This is a genomic window from Alphaproteobacteria bacterium 33-17, assembly GCA_001897445.1.
Classification (GTDB): domain Bacteria; phylum Pseudomonadota; class Alphaproteobacteria; order Rickettsiales; family 33-17; genus 33-17.
On sequence record MKSX01000009.1, the window covers coordinates 52440 to 77220 of the forward strand.

Annotated in this window: 16 protein-coding genes; 11 read left to right on the top strand and 5 right to left on the bottom strand. The window is 34.8% G+C overall.

Translation table 11 applies throughout. The features are described 5' to 3' along the window. Positions 1–48 precede the first annotated feature (48 nt). From BGO27_04040 to BGO27_04060, 5 genes are all read right to left on the bottom strand, one after another. Positions 49–2046: a propionyl-CoA carboxylase gene (locus tag BGO27_04040; GenBank protein ID OJV16000.1), complete on the bottom strand. Its 1998-nt coding sequence runs from the start codon at positions 2044–2046 to the stop codon at positions 49–51. Positions 2047–2069: 23 nt separating this feature from the next. Continuing rightward, the gene (locus BGO27_04045) at positions 2070–3605 is read right to left on the bottom strand and encodes a methylmalonyl-CoA carboxyltransferase (GenBank protein ID OJV16001.1); all 1536 of its coding nucleotides are present in this window, start codon (positions 3603–3605) and stop codon (positions 2070–2072) included. Positions 3606–3738: 133 nt separating this feature from the next. Beyond that, entirely contained in the window at positions 3739–6015 is a 2277-nt protein-coding gene (locus tag BGO27_04050; protein ID OJV16002.1) for an NADP-dependent malic enzyme, read from the bottom strand. A gap of 50 nt (positions 6016–6065) precedes the next feature. After that, positions 6066–7271 (bottom strand): hypothetical protein, encoded by a 1206-nt coding sequence (locus BGO27_04055; protein ID OJV16003.1) that lies wholly within the window; start codon positions 7269–7271, stop codon positions 6066–6068. Positions 7272–7285: 14 nt separating this feature from the next. Next, a complete protein-coding gene (locus tag BGO27_04060) occupies positions 7286–9118 on the bottom strand; it encodes a GTP-binding protein TypA (GenBank protein ID OJV16004.1) in 1833 nt (610 codons plus the stop codon). A gap of 100 nt (positions 9119–9218) precedes the next feature. Between BGO27_04060 and BGO27_04065 the strand changes: the two genes are divergently transcribed. From BGO27_04065 to BGO27_04115, 11 genes are all read left to right on the top strand, one after another. Beyond that, positions 9219–10292, top strand: a complete 1074-nt coding sequence (locus tag BGO27_04065) for a hypothetical protein (protein OJV16005.1) — start codon at positions 9219–9221, stop codon at positions 10290–10292. Then, positions 10249–12003, top strand: a complete 1755-nt coding sequence (locus BGO27_04070) for a hypothetical protein (GenBank protein ID OJV16006.1) — start codon at positions 10249–10251, stop codon at positions 12001–12003. Before BGO27_04065 ends, BGO27_04070 begins: the two co-directional genes overlap by 44 nt. Next, the gene (locus tag BGO27_04075) at positions 12000–13169 is read left to right on the top strand and encodes a hypothetical protein (GenBank protein ID OJV16007.1); all 1170 of its coding nucleotides are present in this window, start codon (positions 12000–12002) and stop codon (positions 13167–13169) included. The genes BGO27_04070 and BGO27_04075 overlap by 4 nt, the downstream gene beginning before the upstream one ends. 127 nt (positions 13170–13296) lie before the next feature. Then, a complete protein-coding gene (locus BGO27_04080; protein OJV16008.1) occupies positions 13297–14073 on the top strand; it encodes a hypothetical protein in 777 nt (258 codons plus the stop codon). Positions 14074–14273: 200 nt separating this feature from the next. Beyond that, the gene (locus tag BGO27_04085; GenBank protein OJV16009.1) at positions 14274–15179 is read left to right on the top strand and encodes a lipoyl synthase; all 906 of its coding nucleotides are present in this window, start codon (positions 14274–14276) and stop codon (positions 15177–15179) included. Beyond that, positions 15179–15628 (top strand): hypothetical protein, encoded by a 450-nt coding sequence (locus BGO27_04090; GenBank protein OJV16010.1) that lies wholly within the window; start codon positions 15179–15181, stop codon positions 15626–15628. Before BGO27_04085 ends, BGO27_04090 begins: the two co-directional genes overlap by 1 nt. Before the next feature lie 480 nt (positions 15629–16108). Then, positions 16109–18445 (top strand): ATP-dependent Clp protease ATP-binding subunit ClpA, encoded by a 2337-nt coding sequence (gene clpA / locus BGO27_04095; protein ID OJV16011.1) that lies wholly within the window; start codon positions 16109–16111, stop codon positions 18443–18445. 83 nt (positions 18446–18528) lie between these two features. Further along, positions 18529–20712, top strand: coding sequence for a type IV secretion system protein VirD4 (locus BGO27_04100; GenBank protein OJV16012.1), 2184 nt, complete (start codon positions 18529–18531; stop codon positions 20710–20712). 243 nt (positions 20713–20955) lie between these two features. Next, a complete protein-coding gene (locus tag BGO27_04105; protein OJV16013.1) occupies positions 20956–22134 on the top strand; it encodes a hypothetical protein in 1179 nt (392 codons plus the stop codon). Positions 22135–22176: 42 nt separating this feature from the next. Then, positions 22177–23319, top strand: a complete 1143-nt coding sequence (locus BGO27_04110) for a hypothetical protein (protein OJV16014.1) — start codon at positions 22177–22179, stop codon at positions 23317–23319. Positions 23320–23447: 128 nt separating this feature from the next. Beyond that, entirely contained in the window at positions 23448–24713 is a 1266-nt protein-coding gene (locus BGO27_04115; GenBank protein ID OJV16015.1) for a hypothetical protein, read from the top strand. The last annotated feature ends 68 nt before the right edge of the window (positions 24714–24781 follow it).

Consider the following 24781-nt stretch of genomic DNA (forward strand, 5'->3'; position numbering starts at 1 on the left):
CATGGAATTTTCATTATCATGCCTTAAGTATTTGTAATTTAAAGAAATTTATTCAAATTCGATTAGAACCTGATTTGTTGCAACGCTATCTTTTTCCTTAACATGAATTGCTTTAATCTTACAAGCATGTTCTGCTGTAATCATGTTTTCCATTTTCATAGCTTCTACAACAATAAGTTCTTTGCCAGGAGTAATTTCATCACCAACATTTACTTTAATAGAAACCACTGACCCTGCAATAGGTGATAATAATTCAGTACTAAAGCTTTTGAACTTTGTTTGAGGCATATATCTTTCAAGTTCTGCAACTCTTGGGGAACGAACGGTAGATTTAACCGTTCTTCCGCCATAAGTTAAAAAATAACCGCTAGCATTTTCTTCAATTTTAACAGCTACGTTTTTACCGTTTACTGTACCTCTAAATAATTTAGTACCTAGTAACCACTGGCTTTCAACGTCAATTCTTGTACCAGTAAAGCGAATATGATAGCCATCATTAATAGATTTTACAACAATAGGGTATTGCTGGTCATCAATTGCTACAACCCATCTGTTACCTATCTGGCGTTCACGTCCCTTTAGCTGACCAGATGTTGATGCAGCTCTTTTAGCGTCTGTTAAGTATGCGTGAAGCGCAACAGCTAAAAACACTTTAGCGTTATCAGTTGTAAGTTCAGCACCCGAGAAACCTTCAGGATATTCCTGTTCAATGAACTTTGTGGAAATATCACCAGATTTAAATCTGTCATGGCTAAAAATTGCTTCTAAGAAACTGATATTATGAGAAATCCCGCTAATTAAGCATTCACCAAGCGAAGACTGCATTAATTTAATAGCTTCTTCACGTGTTTCAGCATGTGTACAAAGCTTAGCAATCATTGGATCGTAGAACATACTAACTTCACCGCCTTCATACACGCCTGAATCAATCCTTACGCCGCCTTTTTGCTCTGGAAAGCTAAGTTTTGTGATGCGTCCGCTTGATGGCAGGAAACCACGAGTAGGGTCTTCAGCATAAATACGTGACTCAATTGCCCAGCCATTAAGTTTAATATCTTCCTGAGTAAATGTTAGTTTTTCACCTGCTGCAACTCTCACCATTTGTTCTACAAGGTCAATGCCTGTAATAAGTTCAGTAACGCAGTGTTCTACTTGAAGTCTTGTATTCATTTCTAAGAAGTAGAAATTTCTTTGTTGATCAACAATAAATTCTACTGTTCCAGCTGAATAGTAGCCTACTTTTTTAGCAAGTGATGTAACTTGGTCATACATTTTCTTACGTGTTTCAGCGTCGATAAATGGGCTTGGAGCTTCTTCAATAACCTTTTGATGGTGTCTTTGAATAGAGCATTCTCTCTCGCCTATACAAACAACATTCCCATGTTGGTCAGCCATTACCTGAATTTCAATATGGCGAGGGTTTTCAATGAATTTCTCCATAAATACCCTGTCATCGTTAAAGCTGTTTTTAGCTTCACTTGTAGCAGATGCAAAAGCAGAAGGAATTTCTTCAGCAGAGTAAATTACTCTCATACCGCGTCCACCACCACCAGCTGCGGCTTTAATCATAATAGGGAAGCCAATTTTTTTAGCAATTTCAATTGCTTCATCAGCATCTTTAATAACGCCCATATAACCCGGAACGGTATTTACTCCTGCAGCTTCAGCCATTTTCTTAGCTTCAATTTTATCACCCATAGACTCAATACATTTAATGCTAGGGCCAATAAGCTTTACGCCTTCTTTTTTAAGGGCTTTAGCAAAAAGTGGGTTTTCAGATAAAAAGCCATAGCCAGGGTGAACTGCCTGCGCACCAGATGTACGTATAGCATTCATAAGGTTTTTGATAGACAAATAGCTTTCTGTAGCTGGTGAGTGACCAATATAATAAGCTTCATCTGCAAGTTTTGCATGAAGAGAATTTGCATCAGCTTCTGAATATACAGCAACTGATTTAATTCCCAGCTTTTTTAGGGTTTTAATAACTCTAACCGCAATTTCTCCACGGTTAGCAATAAGTACTTTTTCAAACATTGGATTTGACATTTATATTACCAAAAAAAACAATATTATAACGGGAGATTATCGTGCTTTTTCCAAGGACGAGTCTCTTCAATTTTCGATTTAAGCAGCTCAAGACCACGACAAATATTAAGCCTTGTCTCTTCAGGATTAATTACGTTGTCAATAAATCCACGAGAAGCTGCTACAAACGGGCTAGTAAATTTCTCTTGGTATTCTTTGATTTTTTCTTGTTTGTCAGCTTCATCTTTAATTGTGCTTTTATGAATAATTTCAACAGCACCTTGCGCACCCATTACGGCAATTTCAGCATTAGCCCACGAGTAGTTAAGATCACCGCGTAAGTGTTTGGAACTCATTACAATATAAGCCCCGCCATATGCTTTACGAGTGATTACGCTGATTTTTGGAACTGTAGCTTCGGCATATGCATATAATAATTTAGCACCGTGTTTAATAATACCATTATGTTCCTGACTAACGCCTGGTAAGAAGCCTGGAACGTCAATAAGTGTAACGATAGGAATATTAAATGCGTCACAGAACCTAATGAATCTTGCAGCTTTTCTGGATGCGCTAATGTCTAAACATCCTGCTAAATACATTGGCTGGTTTGCAACAATACCGACGGTATTGCCATTCATGCGGGCAAAGCCAATTATAACGTTTTTAGCATAATCAGGTTGAATTTCAAAAAAGTCATGCTCATCAACGATTTGTAGAATAAGCTCTTGCATATCGTAAGGCTTATTTGGATTTGAAGGCACTAATGTTTTTAGAGATGCATCAATTCTATCTGCAGGGTCGTGGCTATAGCGGCTAGGAGCTTCACCCCTGTTTGATAAAGGAAGGAAGTTAAATAGTCTGCGAATTTGCAGTAAAGCTTCAATATCACTATCATAAGCATTATCAGCAACACCGCTTTTATTAGTATGGATATCTGCGCCACCTAATTTTTCCTGAGTAACTACTTCATTTGTAACAGTTTTAACCACATCAGGACCTGTAACAAACATGTATGATGAACCTCTTACCATGAAAGTAAAATCTGTAAGGGCAGGGGAGTATACTGCACCACCAGCACAAGGACCCATAATTAATGATATTTGCGGAATAGCGCCAGATGCAATAACGTTACGCTGGAAAATTTCACCGTATCCACCAAGCGAGTCAACGCCTTCCTGAATTCTTGCGCCTCCAGAGTCATTAATACCTATAACAGGAGCGCCAAGTTTTAAAGCCATATCCATAATGTGGCAAATTTTCTTAGCATTAGTTTCACTGAGTGAACCGCCAAGAACTGTAAAGTCCTGACTATAAACGAAAACTAAACGTCCATTAATTGTACCATGACCAGTAACGCAACCGTCTCCTGGAATTTTTGTTGCTTCCATACCGAAATTGGTACATCTGTGTTCAACAAGCATACCTGTTTCTTCAAAAGAACCGGGATCAAGTAAAACTTCTATTCTTTCTCTGGCAGTTAATTTTCCTTTAGCGTGCTGAGCATCAATTCTGGTCTGACCACCACCAATAAGAGCGGCTTGTCTTTTTTGCTCTAGCAATTCACTTACATTCGACATTTCTTACCTTATTTAATTTAATACTTATTTACTGTCTCAAAATAATTATATGTGACCAACAAGTCAATAATTGTGTTTATAAAACAAAAGATGCCCTGATTTAATACTCAGGGCATCTTTTAATTGTTTTTCATTATCCATCAATAGCTTGCAATGCTGCAAAAGCTGCTAAATTGATAATTTCTGAAACTGTTGAACCCATTCTTGTAATCTGAACTGGTTTCTCAAGACCTATAACAATAGGACCTATTAGCGTTGCCCCGCCAACTTCCTGAATAAGTTTAGACGAAATATTAGCAGAATGAAGAGCAGGCATAATGAGCGTATTAGCTGGGGATTGTAATTTACAGAAAGGGTAAAGTTTGAGTAATTCTGCATTTAATGCAACATCAGCCGACATTTCTCCATCAAATTCAAAGTCTGCATTTCTTTTTTCTAATATTCTTACAGTTTCTCTTATTCTTTCAGCTTTTTCAAAGTTTCTTGGATTGCCAAAGTTTGAGAATGAAAGAAGCGCAACACGTGGCTCTTCGCCAAATTTTTTAACAAATTCAGCTGTTTGCATTGTAATATCTGCAAGCTGCTCAGATGTTGGCATTTCATTTACAGTTGTATCTGAAATAAAGATTGCTTTACCTTTTGTAATTGCAATTGATACGCCTGCTGTTAAATGACCTGGCTTATTATCAATAATTCTGCAAATATTTTCTAAAGTTTGTGTATAACCCCTTGTAATACCAGAAATAATTGCATCGCCATCACCTAGAGCTAACATACATGCTGCGAAAATATTACGGTCATTTTTAACCATACGTACGCAGTCACGGTGTAAGTAACCTTTACGTTGTAATTTGCTGTATAAGAAATCTACGTATTTATCAATATCTTCCTTGTTTAAAGCCGCATTTCTGATTTCTAAGCCTTCTACAGCTCCGATATTCATAGATTTTAAGGTTTCCTGAATCTTCTTTTCTTTTCCAACCAGAATAGCTTTGCCGTAACCACTATTTAGCCATGTAAGCGCTGCTCTGATAACTTGCTCTTCTTCACCTTCAGCAAAAATAATACGTTTTTGATGTTTAGCAACTTTCTTAAAGATAAGATTCATGCTGCTTGATGCAGGATCTAACCTTTCACTAAGCTGCATTTTATATGTTTCCCAGTCTGTAATTGGTTTTTTAGCAACTCCTGTTTCAACAGCAGCTTTTGCTACAGCCATTGGAATGCGTGTAATAAGTCTTGGGTCAAATGGTACAGGAATGATATATTCTGAACCATAATGCATTTTTTTACCAGCATAAGCTGCTGATACTTCATCTGGAACAGGTTCGCGAGCAAGTTCAGCTAAAGCTTTTGCTGCTGCAATTTTCATTTCATCGTTAATTGTTGTAGCTCTAACATCAAGCGCACCACGGAAAATATATGGGAAACCCATAACGTTGTTTATCTGATTACTATAATCAGAACGTCCTGTTGCGACGATTGCGTCATCTCTGACAGCTTTTACATCTTCTGGTACAATTTCAGGATCAGGGTTAGCCATAGCAAAAATGATAGGCTTATCAGCCATGTTTTTGACCATTTCCTGGGTTACTGCACCTTTTACAGAAAGTCCTAAGAATACGTCCGCACCTTTTAATGCTTCGGTAAGTGTTCTTGCTTCAGTATCAACCGCATGTGCTGATTTCCACTGATTCATACCATCAGTTCTGCCCTTATAAATTACGCCTTTTGTATCGCATAATATTACGTTGTCATGTGGGACGCCCATAGCTTTAATAAGCTCGATACAAGCAATACCAGCAGCACCCGCACCATTTACTACAACTTTAAGGTTTTTAAGGCTTCTGCCTGTAAGGTCTGCAGCATTAATAAGACCAGCAAGCGTAATAATCGCTGTACCATGCTGATCGTCATGGAATACTGGAATATTCATCAGTTCTTTTAAACGGCTTTCAATAATAAAACACTCAGGAGCTTTAATATCTTCAAGGTTAATGCCGCCAAATGTTGGGCTTAAGTATTTCACCGAGTTAATAAATTCTTCTGCGTCTTTTGTATCTACTTCAATATCAATTGAATCTATGTCAGCAAAACGTTTGAAAAGTACTGCTTTACCTTCCATAACTGGTTTTGAGGCAAGTGCGCCAAGGTCACCAAGACCAAGTACGGCAGTACCGTTCGATATAACCGCGACTAAATTTCCTTTGGATGTATAATCATAAGCTGTATCAGGGTCTTTATTAATTTCAATACAAGGTACTGCAACACCCGGAGAGTAAGCAAGGGACAAATCGTTTTGAGTTGTAAGAGGCTTTGTAGGTAATATTGAAATTTTACCAGGGCTACCTTGTTTGTGAAAGTCTAAAGCTTCTTGATCAGTGATTTTTTTTCTTACTACTTCTTTCATTTGTTTTTGTACCTCATATTAACAGTGCATAAATATTAAATTTATACTTTTTAACTTATTGTTACATCTAGCCCATATGCTGAATGTAAGCATCTAACAAATTGCTCGGCTTCCTCAGCTTTTACAATAATTGAGATCTTCATTTCAGAAGATGCTAACTTTAAAATTTTAGTGTTACATTTGAGAGCTTCACTAAAAATAGTATTCATAACTGCTGGATTGCTTTTAATAGCCATTCCAACTAAAGAAATTTTTACAATCGCTTTTTGAACATTGATTTCTATATTATTCACTGTCTTATTAAGCGAATCTAGGAATATGTCAAGTTCGGTATTAGGTATGTTAAACTCAAGTAAATTTTCTGATATTTGAACAATATCTATAGTGATAGACTTATCCTGCAAAATTTCATAAACTTTCTGTGTGTTTTCAGGATCAATGTTATTAATACTAACTCTTGCTTCGTTACTAACCAGAGATATACCCCTTACATTATTATTTTCCATATCGCCGTCATAATTTTTAATTATACTTGTACCACTTTTACGAGAAAAACTCGATAAAACATTTAAACCTACATTATACTCTTTTGCAATAGTTACAGATCTAACTTGTAAAACTTTTGAACCTAAAGATGCCATTTCTATCATTTCATCGTAAGTAAGTTTTTCTATTTTACTAGCTAAGGGAATGATTCTTGGATCTGCGGTATATACACCATCAACATCTGTATATATATCACATTTATCTGCGCTCAAACTTGCGGCAATTGCAACTGCTGTTGTATCAGATCCACCACGTCCTAAAGTAGTTATTCTGTTATTGTCGTTTATTCCCTGAAATCCAGTAATTACAGGAACTATTTTATTTTGAAAAAGTGTAGAGATTACAGAAGGATTTATATCGCTAATAAAAGCTTTTGAATGCACAGCATTTGTTTTAATAGGTAGTTGCCATCCTTGTAAGGAAGTTGCCTTTATTCCAATGCTTTCCAGTGCTAAAACCATCAGTCCTGCCGATATAGTTTCGCCTGTAGCAATGATAGAGTCATATTCAGCAAGTTCATGCTGAGAGTTTAAGTTCGAGAATGACTTAACCAGATTGATTAATGAGTCAGTTGTACCAGACATTGCTGATACTACAACAGCAACGTCATTATTTTGAGCAATCTCTTCTTTAACAATTTGGGCGGCGTTAAGAATTCTCTCAACGCTACCCATAGAAGTTCCGCCAAATTTTAGTACAACTTTACCCATTTTACCTAAATAAATTAGATATTAGACTTTTGTCTTGAAACTTTTTTTCTTTCATTAGGATCAAGAATCGCTTTACGAAGTCTAATCGATTTTGGAGTAACTTCAACAAGTTCATCTTCTTCAATGTAAGAAATAGCTTCTTCAAGTGTTAAAATCTTCGGAGGTGTAAGTCTTACAGCTTCATCTTTTGAAGTTGTTCTGAAGTTTGTAAGCTGCTTAGATTTAATTGGGTTAACTTCAAGGTCGTTATCTCTTGAATGCTGACCAATGATCATACCAGGATATACTTTTTCGTTTGGATGAACGAACATAATACCACGATCTTCAAGGTTCCATAATGCATAAGCAATAGCAACACCACTTTCTGTAGAAATAAGAACACCATTACGTCTACCTTGAATCTCACCTTTGTGCGGTGCGTAATCATGGAATAATCTGTTCATAACACCAGTACCACGTGTATCTGTTAAGAATTCACTTTGGTAACCAATAAGTCCTCTTGATGGAATGTGGAAAATAATACGAGTTTTCCCCCCGCCTGATGGACGCATGTCAACCATTTCACCTTTACGGAGTGAAACTTTTTCTACTACTACACCGCTGTGATCATCGTCTACGTCAATTACCAACTCTTCGATTGGCTCGAGTAACTGGTTTGTTTCTTCATCGCGTTTAAATAATACTCTTGGGCGTGATACAGAAACTTCAAAGCCTTCACGTCTCATTGTTTCGATTAATACGCCAAGTTGTAATTCCCCGCGACCACCAACTTCAAACGCGTCTTTTGAGTCTGATTCGGTAACTCTGATCGCAACGTTTCCTTCGGCTTCCTTAAGTAATCTGTCACGAATCATACGAGATGTCACTTTTGAGCCTTCAGTACCAGCAATTGGTGAATCGTTTACTGCGATTGTAACTGCCATTGTTGGTGGGTCAATTGGTAGCGCTTCAATTGGATCTGTAATTTCAAGAGCGCAAATACTATCAGCAACTGTTGTATCTACAAGACCTGCAATTGCAACAATATCACCTGCGGAAATTTCTTCTACAGGAATACGTTCAATACCGCGGAACTGGAATAATTTTGTAAGTCTTCCTGTTTCAACCTGACCAGAACCCTGACGAAGTGTTTTTACAGTTGTATTTACTTTAACTTTACCACTGTAAACCTTACCTGTTAAAATTCTTCCTAAATATGGGTCAGATTCAATAATAGAAATTAACATGCTAAATGGTGCGTTTTCATCAACTGGCGGAGCAGGAACTTCTTTAATGATAGTATCAAATAAGTCTTTTAATGAATCTGTTTTAACATTAGGGTCAAGAGATGCCCAGCCATTACGACCAGAAGCATAAATAGTTGTAAAATCTAGTTGTGCTTCTTCAGCATCAAGTGCGCAGAAAAGATCAAAAATTTCATTTAAAACTTCATCAGCTCTGGCATCACTTCTGTCAACTTTGTTGATCAAAATAATTGGTTTTAAACCTAACTTTAAAGCTTTTGTTAGTACGAATTTTGTTTGTGGAAGAGGGCCTTCAGCAGCATCTACTAAAAGTACTACACCGTTTACCATGCTGAGTACGCGCTCTACTTCACCACCAAAGTCAGCGTGACCTGGTGTATCAATAATATTGAGCTTATAATCATCAATATTAATAGACGTACATTTTGCTAAAATTGTAATACCACGCTCTTTTTCAAGGTCGTTAGAATCCATAACTCTGTCGGCTACGTGTTGGTTTTCTCTGAATGTGCCGCTTTGTTTCAACATGGAGTCAATAAGGGTTGTTTTTCCATGATCTACGTGGGCAATAATGGCAATATTTCTAATTTTGTCGGAACTCATAAATAATCTCTAATATTTCAACTAATATGTTGATTTTGTTACAATTTTATCTATTCTATAATCAAATAACCTAAATAGGCGTTAGAAAATAATTAGGCATATGCTAGCAAAACTTAGGGCGAAAGTAAAGATTTATCAGGAGAAGGGGTTTAGTCTAGTAGAAGTATCTATTATACTAATGATAGCTGGGCTTTTGATTTCTGGCTACGTTACATGGATTGCGCCTGCTGCAAAAAGCAATGCATTTAAATTTATTGAAACGCAACAAAAAATTCAAGATATTAACGATGCTGTAGAAAAGTTTGTGTCGCTTAATGGCAGATTGCCATGTCCTGCAAGCTCTACAATTGCATGGGGTGCTATTTCTGGAACTATGCTTTATTCTTCTGAAAATTTATCTGGTACTAACTGTTCAAGTAACGTTGGGGCGGTTCCAACTGCGGTTTTGGGGCTGTCTCCTGACATGATGCTTGATGCCTGGGGACGTAAGTTTACATATGTTACCGCAAGCGGTTTATGCGGAACAGGTGGCTGTACATCATCAACATATAATAACGGCGCTGCAACACTTCTTAACATTAAAGATATCACAATGCCAGTTGGCGTTGACATTAGTACGACAGGCGCTTACCTGGTTATGAGTCATGGTCCATCTGGTAGGGGTGCTTTTAGACAATCTGGTTCTCAGCAAACTGGCTGTACTACAGTTGAGGCTGAAAACTGCGATACTACAACAAATAATGTATATAGAATGGGTGCTGTTTCAAATAACTTTCAACACCTTGTTTTTTATAGAAATAAAGCAGATTTAGACAATTTATTAGTAGATCCGAACGCAAAGCTAATAGATCTGCAAACATGCCTTGATAATAGTACTCAGCTTGCTTTAGTAACGCAGGCAAACGCTGTAACTAATCCAACAAGCTTAAGAAACGTTATACTAAATACTACAATATCACTTGTTAGAAATAATGCTAATGGGGATAGCCGCACTCAAACTTATAACAGAGGCGATGAAGCAGCTTTAGACGTGCTTTGGCATTTGCAGGAGGCTTGTTATATTTTATACCCTACACAAATGCCTGCAACAAAGTCATGCCCTGGGGGCGGAACATATAATGCAACTGAAAATGCCTGTACTTGCGCAAATGGAACTTGGAATGGCTCGTGTTAAGAAAAATATAGTTAAAATAGCAGCTTATACTCTGGTAGAACTTAGTATATCTATGACTATTATTGCAGTAATGTTATCAATAGGTCTTGGAACAATAGGAAAGCAAAATCTTGATGATAAATATGCTTTAACTCTAAAGCGTATAAAGTATGTTGAAAAAGCTATATACGATTTTTACTCTATAAATGGGTATATTCCATGTCCAGCAGTTGCTCCACGTCTTGAAACTGCCGCAAACTTTGGTGTAAGTCAAACTTATGACACTGCTACAAAAGAATGCGTAGGCAGTTTGACCGCAAATACTGGTATGATTCCGGTTAGAACATTAGGTATTCCTGACGAATATGTATATGACGGCTGGAATAGGGTTATGGCTTACAGGATTGCACGTGGATTTGGAAGTAGTGCTGATTTTAACGATACTACCAATTTAGGCGATATAAAAATTGTAGATTTATCAGGTTATGAAGTTACCAATATGGGTGGGGATAGTACGAACAATTTTGGTGCTGCTTATGTTATAGTTGGTTATGGTGGCAATGGCGATACTTATACTTGGGCAAGAAATTCACTTAATATTCCTTCGCCAGCTACTACTACAATTGAATATGAAAACGCTAATCATGCTTTAAATAAAATATATATTCAAAGTATCAGAACATCAAATTTTGATGATGTTGTAGCGTTTAAAACTAAAATGGCATTTCTAGATATAAAAAAAGGGTTAAGTCCTGTTGCTTTTCCTAAACAAACCTGTTCAAATGCTAAAACATTATCTAGCTTAAGTGTAGCGCCAACTACTGCTCTTTTGGATCAAATTAAAGTGTCTGCTCAGTCGCTTTATAAATTGTGTGTAAGTCCGCCGCAACTTTGTGGCTTTAGACCCACTGATTTTAGTACGTTAAGAATTTGGTGGGATGGGAATGATCCCGCGGGAACAGGTACTCAGCCTGCTAATAACTCAGCTGTTGCACTTGTTGTAAATAAGGCGCTTCCTGGTACTCACAATATGGTACAGGGTAGTGGTGTGCTTCAACCGCAATTCCGTAATGATGTGCTGCAAATTCCTAATAGCGGTACGCTTGGTGGTATTCATTTTGATGCAGATAATAAAGTTTTAACGGCAAATATAAGTACTGCAATTAACAACGGACCTTATACTTTATTTTTTGCAGGTAAATTAAGGTATAATAGTAGTGTCTTGACTACAACTGGTTGTGCTACAAACAATACGCTAAATTTATGGTATGGAAATGCGGCCAATACAATTTATAGTAATGCTGGTAACACAAATTTTAAAAATCTTCTTACCTTAGGGCATGGAAGCTATGATAATGCCATATATATTGAGCAATCCGATATAATTGATATTCCGGTAATAATTATGGCAAGGTATTGTACCAATTGCAATACAGCCGCTGATATATTGAAGCACGGATTTAAAATGCTATTTATAAATAAAAATGGTCTTGTTCTTAGTAATGAGGGGTTTTCAAATCTTGCTAATAATGCTCCAACATATAGCGCAAATAGTATGTCATGTGCTGGTAATACCGCCGCTGCTATGGAGCTTAAAAGAGACTCAGCAGTATCAACTAATGGCGGATTTTTAGGTGAGTTTTTGTTATACAGGGAAGCTTTAAGTGATAGTCAGGCGTCTCAGGTTATAGAGTATTTAAGTAACAGATGGTTTACGGGAGCATGCAGATGATTAAGCTCTTTTTTATAATGATTATATTTTTTTCGCCTGGCAGTTTTGCTGGGAAGTTTTGTGCATCGGAATACTTTGCCGACCCTAAAATATCCGTAAACAGAAATGCATATGATTGTGAATGTTATGATGGCAGAGCCAAGGATTTTAGACTTGATAACGGTCAGCCAAAATTGGGAAAATGTTTTGATAATTATAAATATAAATTAGATGTTAGGTTATTTGAAGATGATGCTTCAGTAACAAGACCAAGGCTTTGGCTTGATGCCACAAGGTACAATGGTTTTGAATACTTAATGGCTCCAATTTATACAAGTCAAATTAGCAGTTGGCTTGATCTTTCTCCAACCTCAGGAAGCGGTGTAAATGCTGCTACTGTTGCAACAGGTTCGTTTCCTCAGTTATCTCATACAGATATGTGTAGAGGTTTAATGTGTGGACTTCTAAGGCCATCAGTTTTTTATGTTAATAATGGTGGTACTATTACAAGAGGCGTTGGAACTTTTGGATCTAACTTAAATCTCGATAATATGACTTTATTTATTGTTTACAGAAGCATATTGTTACCTCCTACAATACCTACTGCTATTAATCCTTATACGATATTTACTTTGCGTGATAATACAAATGCCGCTAAATTAATTTTAAAACAAACATCGACAACTTCGCTTAGTCTGGTATTTCCTGATATACTGCTGTCAGATTATTCCAGATGTACAGCAAATGGATCACCTCCACCAGATTATGTAGTCCCTTGTTCTATTAATACTGATTTAACTGGCGACCCGCTTAATTATATTCTTAGTAGTGGTTCTGGTTCGCAGGATAATCTAAAATTTGTTGTTGTTAGAATACAAAATAAAAATGTTGAGTTTTATGTTAATCCTTATCAGCAATCTTATGACACTGATGAATCCCCATCTATGCAGCAAAGACAAAACAAAAATCGTGTGAATTATAGTGGTACTTTAGCTAATATAAATAACTATATTATAGCTGCATCATCTAATCCTGCCGCAAACGTATTTGGTTCAGAGAGCTACACATATTTACATATGCATGAGGTAATACTTTTTGACAGAGCTTTGGCTCATGGAGAGAGAAGAGAGATAGAAATGTACTTAAGAAGAAAATGGGGAATTACCATTAGTATGCCAACGCAATAAAACTAATAAATCAATTATAAAAATTAAGTTTGCTAGTGTAATGTGATTTTAAAGTTATTAAACTAAATGGTTGAAAAAAAATTAATTTGCTTTAATACTTATGATATCAAACTATAAGGTTTTACCTATGAACTCTTTAGATTACATTAATTCAAAAGTTTTAAGAAAAATTTCAGATATATCGGTTACCTTTACTTATAAAGATCATTTCAAAGAAGCTTCTAAAAAAATATGGAATGAAGCTTTTCAAAAACAAACCGTTACAGTAAATTTTCATGATGAGGGTGAAAAATTCGGATTTGTAGGTCTGCAAGCTGCTTTCGAGTTAGCTGTAATAGATTTATATAAAGATGGTATGGCAACCAATATAAAATACTCTATTCACACGCCTTTGCCTCCAACACCATTAATATCTGAATTTTATGAAAAATATGATGATATATTTCAAAAAGGCATTGCCGATGAAAGGATAGATATGTCATACCTACGCAAGATTACTGTCAAAAATATGTTAGACAGCAAAATCAATGTATACTCGCTATATTCTAAGGAATGTACTGATAAAAAAGATAATTTTGAGAATTCTTTGAAAGTTTTTGATAAATATTGTGATACTTACAAAAATTTGAATGCAATGTATACTAATGACCATATGGACAGTCAGTTTTCAGGTGCTACTTGCAGTTTTGATATAGGCAATGAGACTTACATTTTTGATCTTCATGCTTATCAAACAACAGCACGCGATCAGGGGGATTTATGGGAAGTGAGTTTTGGAACTATACATGACGATCATATCATAAATGGTAGATTTGGTAATGTAGTTGAGTCATATCTTAAACAAACTTTTAATTTCCACCATTTAGAAGATATGCATATTTTACCTTACCCATACCCAATATAGTTTTTTAAGTTTAGGTTTGCATGCGTCATTTCCTCGCTAATGTAGTTTTTGCTACATGTCGCTCGTTATTTCTGTGCAAAACTTAACTTAATTCACTATAGAATTTGAGCAGGATTGGCAGCATATTTAATATTTCATTGATTTAGATAGGAAATTTGGTTATTTTATAACTGAATAAATTATACTTTATTGGTAAGTAAATGTCTGAAACATCTCTAGGGCGTAGTAAACCCGAATGGATTAGGGTAAAGGCTCCTATTTCCAGGGAATATAATGCTACACGTGATTTAATCAAAAACCTGAAGCTTAATACAGTTTGTGAAGAAGCGGCTTGCCCTAATATTGGTGAATGCTGGGCGCAAAAACATGCAACTGTTATGATTTTAGGTTCAGTTTGTACCAGAGCCTGCAGGTTTTGCAACGTAGAAACAGGTATGCCTGATAAGCTTGATCCTCATGAGCCAGAAAGATTAGCCGAAGCAGTTGGTAAACTTGGCTTAGAGCATGTGGTTATTACATCCGTGGACAGAGATGACCTACCAGATGGTGGTGCAAAGCATTTTGCTGAATGTATTACCAAAATCAGGCAGTCATCACCAAATACCACGATTGAGGTATTAACCCCTGATTTCCTTAGGAAAGATGGTGCATTAGAGATTGTTGTAGAGGCAAGACCTGACGTATATAACCATAATATCGAAACTGTACCATCTCTTTATCACCGCATAAGACCAGGCGCTAAATACTTCCATTCTCTTAACCTATTATATAAGGTAAAAGAGCTTGATCCTACAATTTTTACTAAGTCTGGGATTATGGTCGGGCTTGGCGAGACAGACGAAGAAATAGTGCAGGTTATGGATGACTTAAGGGCAGCAAATGTTGACTTTATGACTATTGGTCAGTACTTACAGCCAACACCAAAACATGCCGAAGTGACAAGATTTGTAACACCAGAGCAGTTTAATAATTTAGGCAGACTAGCACGTGTTAAAGGCTTTTTAATGGTTGCATCATCACCGCTTACAAGATCATCTTATCATGCAGGAGATGACTTTCAAAAAATGAAGCAAGCCAGACTAGAGCAGCTAGCAAAGGCGGGCTAATGGTTGAAAGGCGTTTTGTAAAGCAGTCAGTACATACAATTGAGCAGCTATATAATTTAGCGTTAGATGTTAAATCATACCCAAAATTTCTGCCATGGTGTACAGCATCCAGAGTTATCGAAGATACAGATACTGAAATGATAGCAGATTTGGTGATATCATTCTCAGGCTTTCGTGAAAAATATAAGTCTAAAATTCTAAAATATCCATTTGATAAGGAAAAAAATATTGCTCAAATTTCTGTTAACCTTGTTGAAGGACCCTTTGAATTCCTTCAAAACGAATGGAAATTTAAGGAACTTGATAACGGCATGACAAGCATTGAATTCTATATAAATTTTAAATTTAGCTCGACTATCCTTGACCGTTTAATCGGCATGGTATTTGAAAAGGCAATGAGCAAAATGATAGAAGCCTTTGAAAAAAGGGCTGATGAGCTTTACTTATAAATTCAAATGTACTGTTAATTGTTTCAAAAATGAGTTTATAAATAAAATATTAAGATGGCGGGGTTTAAATCATGAATAAAGAATTAATCGCATAAATTATTATAAGTTATATATTGGTTATAAAAATACTTTTTAAAACTTTTTTTATAATAATCTAAATTATTCTATTGTAAATATTATTGCTGACTGATTGATAAATGGTAAATTTTATATTTGAGCTCTTAGTTATGGTTTAATAGGTTGTTATAAATAATCTCCTAATAGTTGTAAAAAGTTATATTTTGTAAAGATTCGTGTATAGTCAATTAACTTAACTTAAAAAAATTTAATTGTTTAAATTTTTAAAGATTTACAAAAAGTTTATCAAAATAAGATTTATTAATATCAATTAATACCTTAATAAATATGAAAAAAGCCTTGTTTTCTGCATAAGTTGTTATACAATTAAAATTGTAACGAATTTGCAAACAAGGTTTTTTCATGATATCTCGAGCTTTGGAAATCATTCTTAGTAGATCCACACAATATGCTAAAGAATATAATCATCAAATAGCAATGATAGAGCATTTATTGCTTGCCTTGCTTGAGGATCCTGAAATAGTTTATTTATTTAAGGGCTGTGGAATAAGGGTTGATCAGATTTCCACAAAAGTGAAGCAATACTTAAACAAGCTTAATGTAACTTCCCCAGTGCATTCAAAAAGTATGTCTAGTGTAATTTTCTCTGAGGCATTACAAAGAATTATACATAAAGCAACTATAAGCTCTCAAGCATCGGGCTTAAAAGAAGTATATTCAACAAATGTTTTAGCTGAAATATTTTCTGAGCATGACTCTTTTGCATATAAATGTTTAATTGATAATAATATAACTAAACTTGATATATTAAATTTCATTATGCACGGTGTTACAAAGCAGGATAGTACTCCTAGTAATTATACTCTTTCACTTTCAAATAATGAAAATGGCGGCAGCAATAATAATAATCCTAGGCATGATAAACAAATCGATTCTAATGTTAACAGGGGTGATTCAAAGCCATCTACAAACCCGCTTGACCTATATTGTGTTAATCTAAACAAAATGGCTCAAACAGGCGAGATTGATGTATTAATCGGCAGAGAAAAAGAAATTGAAAGAACAATAGAAATACTATGCAGAAGAAGCAAAAATAACGCTTTATTTGTTGGTGATCCTGGTGTTGGTAAAACAGCTCTTGTTGAAGGACTCGCATACAAGATTTATAAAAAACAAGTGCCTTCAGCACTACAAAAATCTACTATATATTCTTTAGACATGGGTTCATTGCTTGCTGGCACAAGGTACAGGGGTGACTTTGAAGAAAGAATCAAATCTGTTATTAAAGAAATTGAGAAAATTCCTGAAGCTATATTATTTATTGATGAGATTCATACAATTATCGGTGCGGGAGCTACATCAGGTGGCTCACTTGATGCTTCAAACTTACTCAAGCCTGCATTAACTCGTGGCGCTTTCAGATGTATTGGTTCTACAACATTTAAAGAATATACTAACCACTTTGAAAAAGATCATGCTCTGGTTAGAAGATTCCAAAAAGTTATTGTGGATGCTACAAGCACAACTGATACAATAAGAATTTTGAACGGAATAAAGTCGTACTATGAAAAATTCCATAAAGTTTCTTATGAGCCAGGTACAATAGAAGCGGCTGTAATGCTTTCGGACAGATATATAAATCAAAAGCACTTGCCAGATAAAGCAATCGACGTTATCGATGAAGCTGCGGCTCAGGTGAAACTTCAAAATACTAAAAAGAAAAAAAGATTTGTAACGCTCCGTGATATTGAAATGACTGTATCGAAAATATCAAATGTTCCTGCACAGTCACTTACTAGTGATGAGTCACAAAAACTTATGACACTTGAGCCAGATCTTAAGCGTACTATATATGGTCAGGATAAAGCAATTGAAGCATTATGTTCTGCAATTAAGCTTTCAAGAGCAGGCTTAAGAAGCGCAAAAAAACCTATTGGATGTTATTTATTCTCAGGGCCTACAGGGGTTGGTAAAACAGAACTTGCAAAACAACTTGCACACTTTATTGATATGAATTTAATCAGACTCGATATGTCTGAGTATATGGAAAAACACGCTATTTCTAAACTTATTGGTACTCCTCCAGGCTATGTAGGATTTGATCAGGGTGGTATACTTACTGATGCAGTAGATAAAACGCCTTACTCAGTTGTTTTATTTGATGAGATTGAGAAAGCTGATTCTGATATTTACAATATTTTGTTACAAGTAATGGATTACGGTAGACTTACTGATCATAATGGTAAGCATATTAATTTCTGTAATACAGTTATCATTCTAACAACAAACGTAGGGGCTGCAGAGCTTACAAAAACTCCGATAGGATTCAGCAGAGATATGAAGCATAATGATTCTCATGCAGCAATTACAAAAACATTCTCGCCTGAATTCTTAAACAGGCTTGATGCAATAATTCCGTTTGAACCTTTAAGTGCTGATACAATTAGTCACATAGTATTCAAATTTACTGATGCGCTTAAACAACAATTAATTGGCAAAGACGTTAAGCTTACACTTTCGCAAGCTGCAATGGATTATTTAGCGCGTGAAGGATTTGATCAGACAAACGGCGCAAGACCTTTAGAGCGTGTAATTGATAGCGCTATCAAAAAGAACCTTGCTGATGAAATATTGTTTGGCAGGCTAATAAAGGGCGGTGAAGTTGTTGTCGATTGCATTGATAACAAAATCAAGATTGAAATTGTAAATAATGTTACAAAGCTATTTTATGCAGAATAGTATATTTAAAAAAACTTTAGACTATATTAAAAAAAACTGCTACCATTTGCATATAAGCTAGCTTTAAATTAAGGTTGATAACTATGGAAGTAGTACGTCATGTAAGGAATTTTGTTTTTATCGCAACCATTCATATTGGCGTTGTGATTTTTTGTATATATTTGTCGTCGATATTATTTACATTTTTGTTAAGCGGTGTTCATGCTATCACCCTTACCACTCAAGAGCCTATAATTTTATATACATACCTTAAATGGTATTTTGCCAATATTTTTGTTATTGGTACTAAATTTGAGCTTTATGATTATCTAATCCCTAAAATGTTTGGGTGTATATTCGCGCCTTTAGCGGTTTATGGTATTGTTCTTAGGGTGCGCTGGGAGCAAATTAAAGATTGGCGTCCTTATAAGAAAAAAGAATCGATTCACGGTGATGCGCGCTGGGCAACTCAGGAAGACGTTAAAAAAGCAGGACTCAGAGGAAAAGAAGGAATGCTTATGGGTAAGGATGAGAACGGATATTTCGTTGCATCAGGTTACCAACACGCTCTGTTATTTGCGCCAACAGGTTCTGGTAAGGGTGTGGGCTTCGTAATTCCTAATCTATTATTCTGGGAAGAATCTTGCGTTGTTCACGATATTAAACTTGAAAACCACGAAATAACAAGTGGCTGGAGAGGCAAAAGAGGGCAGGAAGTTTATGTTTGGTCGCCAGCTGAGCCAGATGGTATTACGCACTGTTATAACCCAATCGACTGGATTTCAAGCAAGCCTGGTCAGATGGTGGATGACGTACAAAAAATTGCAAATCTAATTCTCCCTGAAAAAGAATTCTGGAACAACGAAGCACGTACATTGTTTGTGGGTGTGGTACTATATTTATTAGCCGTACCTGATAAAGTAAAGTCTTTTGGTCAGGTAGTTCGTGAAATGCGTTCCGATGACGTAATTTATAATTTGGCTGTTGTACTCGATACAATAGGTAAGTATATTCATCCAGTTGCATATATGAACATTGCTGCGTTCTTGCAAAAAGCTGATAAAGAGCGTTCGGGCGTAATTTCTACAATGAACTCAGGGCTTGAGCTTTGGGCAAACCCACTTATTGATGCTGCAACTGCAAAAAGTGACTTTAATATCCAAATGTTTAAGAAGAAGAAAACTACTGTTTATGTTGGTCTTACTCCTGATAACATTAAACGTTTAGAGCCGCTTATGAAGGTATTCTATCAGCAGGCTACAGAATTCTTAAGTCGTAAAATTCCTAAAAAAGAAGAAGAGCCATATGGTGTATTATTCCTTATGGATGAGTTCCCAACACTTGGTAAAATGGAGCAGTTCCTTTCTGGTATTGCGTATTTCCGTGGTTACCACGTACGGTTATTCTTGATTATTCAGGATACACAACAGCTTAAAGGTATTTACGAAGAGCCAGGAATGAACTCATTCCTATCAAACTCTACATTTAGGGTAACATTTTCTGCAAACAATATTGAAACCGCTAAACTAATTTCTGAGCTTTGCGGGAATAAAACTGTTGAACAGCAATCGCAAAATAAACCTAAATTCCTAGACTTCAACCCAGCTTCAAGGTCGCTACACGTTTCTGAAACACAAAGGGCGTTATTACTTCCGCAAGAAGTTATTAACCTGCCGCGTGATGATCAAATCGTTTTAATCGAGTCATTTCCGCCAATCAGATCTAAGAAAATTAAGTACTTTGAAGATAAATTCTTTACAAAAAGACTTCTGCCGCCAACACCAATTCCAACTCAGGAGCCATTTGATGCTTCTAAGTTTATGGTTGGTAAACGCGCTAATATGGAAACAGATGAAGAAGCGGCATCTAAACTCTTAGAAGACGCACCAGACGATGATTCTTTAGACTTTGGTGATCCTGATAATAATTCATTTAAATTTAATTCATCTTCTTTTGATGATGATGACGATGCACCAAGATTACCTTCATCTGGATCGCAAGAAAACGACGAAGATGACGATGATTTTAACTGGGATGATGACGACTTCAAATGGGATGATGACGATATTTTCAAACTAGATGAAGATGATGAGGAAAACCAAGAGTCAACTGATTCTGCAGAAGATGATGAACCAGACGATGATGAGCTTTCAGACGATTATGAACCTGAATCACAAGAGATCAAAGATGCTTTGGAAAGCCTGGATGACATTAACTGGGATGATGACGAAGATGATGAAGATGAAGATGAATCTAAAAAGAATAACCCTAATCCTAAAGACTCTTAATTAAATTATTATAAGTAAGCTACCCAATTTATGTAGCTTACTTATTTCCAAAACAGTTTTATTAAATAACTGATTTATATAACATTATTTCAAATTACTTGTATTTAATTAAATATTCGCTTCCTGAGTATCTATCTATTGACATTTGTTAACTTTTGTGTAATAATACGGAAAATTTTTATAACTAGTTACGTAAAGTCTAATATCAAATGTAACTGAGCAATGTATATTTAGGGATCATATATGAAAGGACATGTATATAATTTTTTATCGCCAATGAAGCAAGTTGGGGCGGTTGCGCTAACATCATTTGTTCTTATGAACTATATGTTTTATGCATTTGCTAGTGTATCTATATTATTTACATTAGTTTTAGCGGCTATTGAAATCGCCTTTACTGGTCTTATGGTATATTATAGCGATGTATTTATTACCAACATGATGCAGGACAAAGTTGATGACCTTAAGAAGCCTGATATTCAGTTAAAAGCTCAAAACCTTGTAAAAGAAGTTGTTCGTGAGGCTAAAGCGAAAAATCCTAAATTTTTAGGCAGAGAAAATGAAAACGATATAAATGTTTTTGTATACAAAGATATGCCACGCAATTTAAATAAATTTAAAAAATCTGATTTCAATGCTTTTGCATGTGGTGTTAGAAAAGGCAAAAAAGCTGTTTATATTTCTCAATCATTATACACATTACTTGAGAATGATCCAAAAGCGTTAAAAGCTGTTATTGCCCACGAGCTTCAGCATATTTCAAAATCGCACGTTTTAATTAATGGCGTTATAGAAATGATGATGGTTCTGGTTCATAAATTATCAGAATTTGCGATTATAAATGAAATACAAAAGTCTAATAATAAAAATAAACATGCAAACAACGACAATAGTAATAAAGATAAAGACAATGAAAAAGTAAGACTTGTAGTATCTTTATTTAGCTATACTTTCTCAATTGTAATGAAGATATTTGGTGTAGCATATATATCAAGACTAATGGAATTTGATGCTGATAATCATGCTGTAAAGCTTGGTTACGGAAAAGATTTAGTTAGAGGTTTATCAAAATTAAATGCTGCTCATCATGATACAAAAATTGAGGGGTTAAATGTAAATGAGGTAGTTGCCTCAAATAGATACGAGACTGTTCTTGATCGCAATATTGCGCAACCTGGATTTGGTAGAAATTTGCTAAATTATTTAGGTGAAATTTTCTCAAGCCATCCAAGTCTAAAAGCAAGGGCGCAAAACGTAGCGTTATCTGAGCAATATAATAATGACCTAAATAGTGATTTAGGAATTATAAGTTCAGCTAGTAAATCTGCGTACTACACATTCTGGTCAGGTTGCGGAATGCAAACTTTCTGGCGCAATGAAAATGTGAAAGTAGCTGAAATTAAACCAGTCAGAATCGTGTAATTCATTAATTTATATAAAAAAAATTTAAAAAAGGTACCTAATATGAAATTTAAAGTTGTTAATTTTCTTTCTCCAATGAAAAGATCTTATTTGCTAGTCTTTAGTGTAATAACTTTGGCATCTGCAATGTTCTATTTTATGTTCTTAGTTGCTCCTATAGCTTCTTTATGTATTGCGGCTATAATACCATCTGCTATCTTCATGAAAGAATTTATTTCCAGAATGTCTGCTAATAACTTTGAAATTAAAGATCTAGGTAATTCTAATAAAGATCATATTGAATTTTCAAAAATAGTTGATGAAGTTATAGATGAATCAAAAGCACAAAACCCGAACTTTCTAAAAAATAAAAAGGTAAAAGTACATTTAGTTGATGATTCTAAAGGTAACGACATAGGCGATTTAATTTTAAATAGTGTATTATCTTATAATGTTTTTGCATTTGATGGTTTCTTCAAAACAAAAACTATTATTTCATCATTATCAGCTTATAATGTTTTAAAAAAGGATCCAAATGCATTAAAAGCAGTAGTTGCACATGAGTTAAAACATCTAAATGCTAATCATGTTAAGATCATGAGTGTATTTAATGCATTTACTTTAGCTATATTTTGTCTTGTAACATATGCAGCATTCAGAAATGTAAACTTTTTGGTAAGACCGCTTAATATTACCTTTAAATATAGGAAACTTGCAATTGTAACTGCATATTTTACTAAAAGCTTTCTTGATAGTGGCTTATCAAGAATGATCGAGCATGATGCTGATCAACATCCTGTAGAATTAGGTTATGCTAAAGAGATTTCCAGAGGAGTAGGTAAACTAACATTATTAATGACAGAAGCTGCTAAGGGTAAAGTAATAAAAAATGATAATGAAGATGAGGTTTTAAAAAATTGTAAGCAACAAATCTCAGAAGACCTAGTAAATAATAGTAAGCTAACAAGACCACTAAGCGCATTTATGGACTTATTTGCTACGCACCCAAGTAATAGAGCCAGAGCTTTACACAATGCATATCACGAAGAGCAAGTGAATCTAAACAAAACAGACGTTTCATTTGCATCTTCTATAACTCAGTCTGTGGCACATACGGCGTGGAGTACTATTGATAGCAATTTATGGACATCAAAATTGGGCGCAGAAGAATTTTTTAAAAGCGATCCTCAGGTAAATGTTATTTAATTTAAAAAATACCTTATGCAGCAATGTGTAAGGTATTTTTTTATATAATTTATGTATAAATTACTTTTGTTTCAATCAATTCAACTGTATGTTGTTTGTGGTTTTAACATAAAGTATATTAATTATATATGATTTATAACATAACACTTAATTGGTTGAATATAAAAAAAGCTTTAGGGATGGCTCTGTGTAGACCTGATCAATTTTTTAAAAAGCTTTTTGGATACTTATCATTCCAATGGTACAAGTTGTTAACAAAATTTTTGACAAAAGTTCAGCAATCTTCATCATTTTATTTTCAAGCTGTGCCAGATGGTAGGCTAACTTTCCAGGATGATTATTATTTTTCTATTAAAGCTGACAAAATTTATAGTAATTTTCTAATTACTTCAGTAGGCAATGCCGGAAGCTTGTGGCTAGCGCAGTCTCTGCATATGCATCCTGAAATATTATGTACTATGGGAATAAATAATCCTCTTATATCATTGAAATATTATTATAATAATAATGAGCAAAAAAATATTATAGATGCATTGCTAAAAAATGAAGTTAAAAACTTTGGATTCGAGACTCCTAATGATGATAATGAATTTTCTGATTTATCTATTATCAAAAATTATTTAATTACACAAAATATTGAAAAAGATGAAATTAGAAAACATATTAAGAAACTTGCTAATACCAGGAATATTGCAGATTTATGTATTTGGATTTTTGATGAACTTAATGACCTGAGATTAATTAAACCAGCAAAATTTATTGGTAATATTCATGGTGTTACTATGACATCATTACACAAAAACTTTTCAAAAATAAATAATAGTCAGGAAATTAAATTTGCAGATCTTGCGAGAAACCCTATTACAAGAAGAGAGTCAACGATAAATCAATACGTGAGGCATTATAATTATAATATCAAATTACAATCAGATATAAATAATATCTTTAGTTCACATAAGGACATTATAAAATACTATGAAAAACACTTTAACGCTGATTTTACTTTAATTAGAAATAAATGTAGTTTTTATTTAGATATGGTTTTAAGGTCAACATTAAATACAGCAAACGAATATAGAAATTATTATATTCCTGTAATTCACTTTGAAAAAATGCGCTCAGATCCTGATTACTTTGCTAGCATTATATCATACATTAGTGATTTCCAGCTACAATGTGACGATGAATATTTAGCGAAAGTATTTAGTGACAAAAACCTTAATGAAGGAAGAATTAATGGTCAGACTAAGTCGCATTTATCACCTCAGGAAGTATTTTATTCATGGCCTGAATGGGAAAGACATATGTTTGTAGATGAAGCTAAAAAACATGATATTTTAAAAGCATATTTAAAAATCGGCTATGATATTTCATTTATACTCAATGTAACTTAAATTATATAGTTAAGGTATTTAAATTATGGTACAGAAATGACGAGCGATATGTAGAAAAATCTACATAA

Coding starts and splice junctions, on each gene's coding strand:
- BGO27_04065 (OJV16005.1), top strand. CDS start 9,219: ATGCTAGCAAAACTTAGGGCGAAAGTAAAGATTTATCAGGAGAAGGGG.
- BGO27_04075 (OJV16007.1), top strand. CDS start 12,000: ATGATTAAGCTCTTTTTTATAATGATTATATTTTTTTCGCCTGGCAGT.
- BGO27_04045 (OJV16001.1), bottom strand. CDS start 3,605: ATGTCGAATGTAAGTGAATTGCTAGAGCAAAAAAGACAAGCCGCTCTT.
- BGO27_04100 (OJV16012.1), top strand. CDS start 18,529: ATGGAAGTAGTACGTCATGTAAGGAATTTTGTTTTTATCGCAACCATT.
- BGO27_04115 (OJV16015.1), top strand. CDS start 23,448: ATGATTTATAACATAACACTTAATTGGTTGAATATAAAAAAAGCTTTA.
- clpA (OJV16011.1), top strand. CDS start 16,109: ATGATATCTCGAGCTTTGGAAATCATTCTTAGTAGATCCACACAATAT.
- BGO27_04090 (OJV16010.1), top strand. CDS start 15,179: ATGGTTGAAAGGCGTTTTGTAAAGCAGTCAGTACATACAATTGAGCAG.
- BGO27_04040 (OJV16000.1), bottom strand. CDS start 2,046: ATGTCAAATCCAATGTTTGAAAAAGTACTTATTGCTAACCGTGGAGAA.
- BGO27_04070 (OJV16006.1), top strand. CDS start 10,249: ATGCCTGTACTTGCGCAAATGGAACTTGGAATGGCTCGTGTTAAGAAA.
- BGO27_04060 (OJV16004.1), bottom strand. CDS start 9,118: ATGAGTTCCGACAAAATTAGAAATATTGCCATTATTGCCCACGTAGAT.
- BGO27_04055 (OJV16003.1), bottom strand. CDS start 7,271: ATGGGTAAAGTTGTACTAAAATTTGGCGGAACTTCTATGGGTAGCGTT.
- BGO27_04110 (OJV16014.1), top strand. CDS start 22,177: ATGAAATTTAAAGTTGTTAATTTTCTTTCTCCAATGAAAAGATCTTAT.
- BGO27_04080 (OJV16008.1), top strand. CDS start 13,297: ATGAACTCTTTAGATTACATTAATTCAAAAGTTTTAAGAAAAATTTCA.
- BGO27_04085 (OJV16009.1), top strand. CDS start 14,274: ATGTCTGAAACATCTCTAGGGCGTAGTAAACCCGAATGGATTAGGGTA.
- BGO27_04050 (OJV16002.1), bottom strand. CDS start 6,015: ATGAAAGAAGTAGTAAGAAAAAAAATCACTGATCAAGAAGCTTTAGAC.
- BGO27_04105 (OJV16013.1), top strand. CDS start 20,956: ATGAAAGGACATGTATATAATTTTTTATCGCCAATGAAGCAAGTTGGG.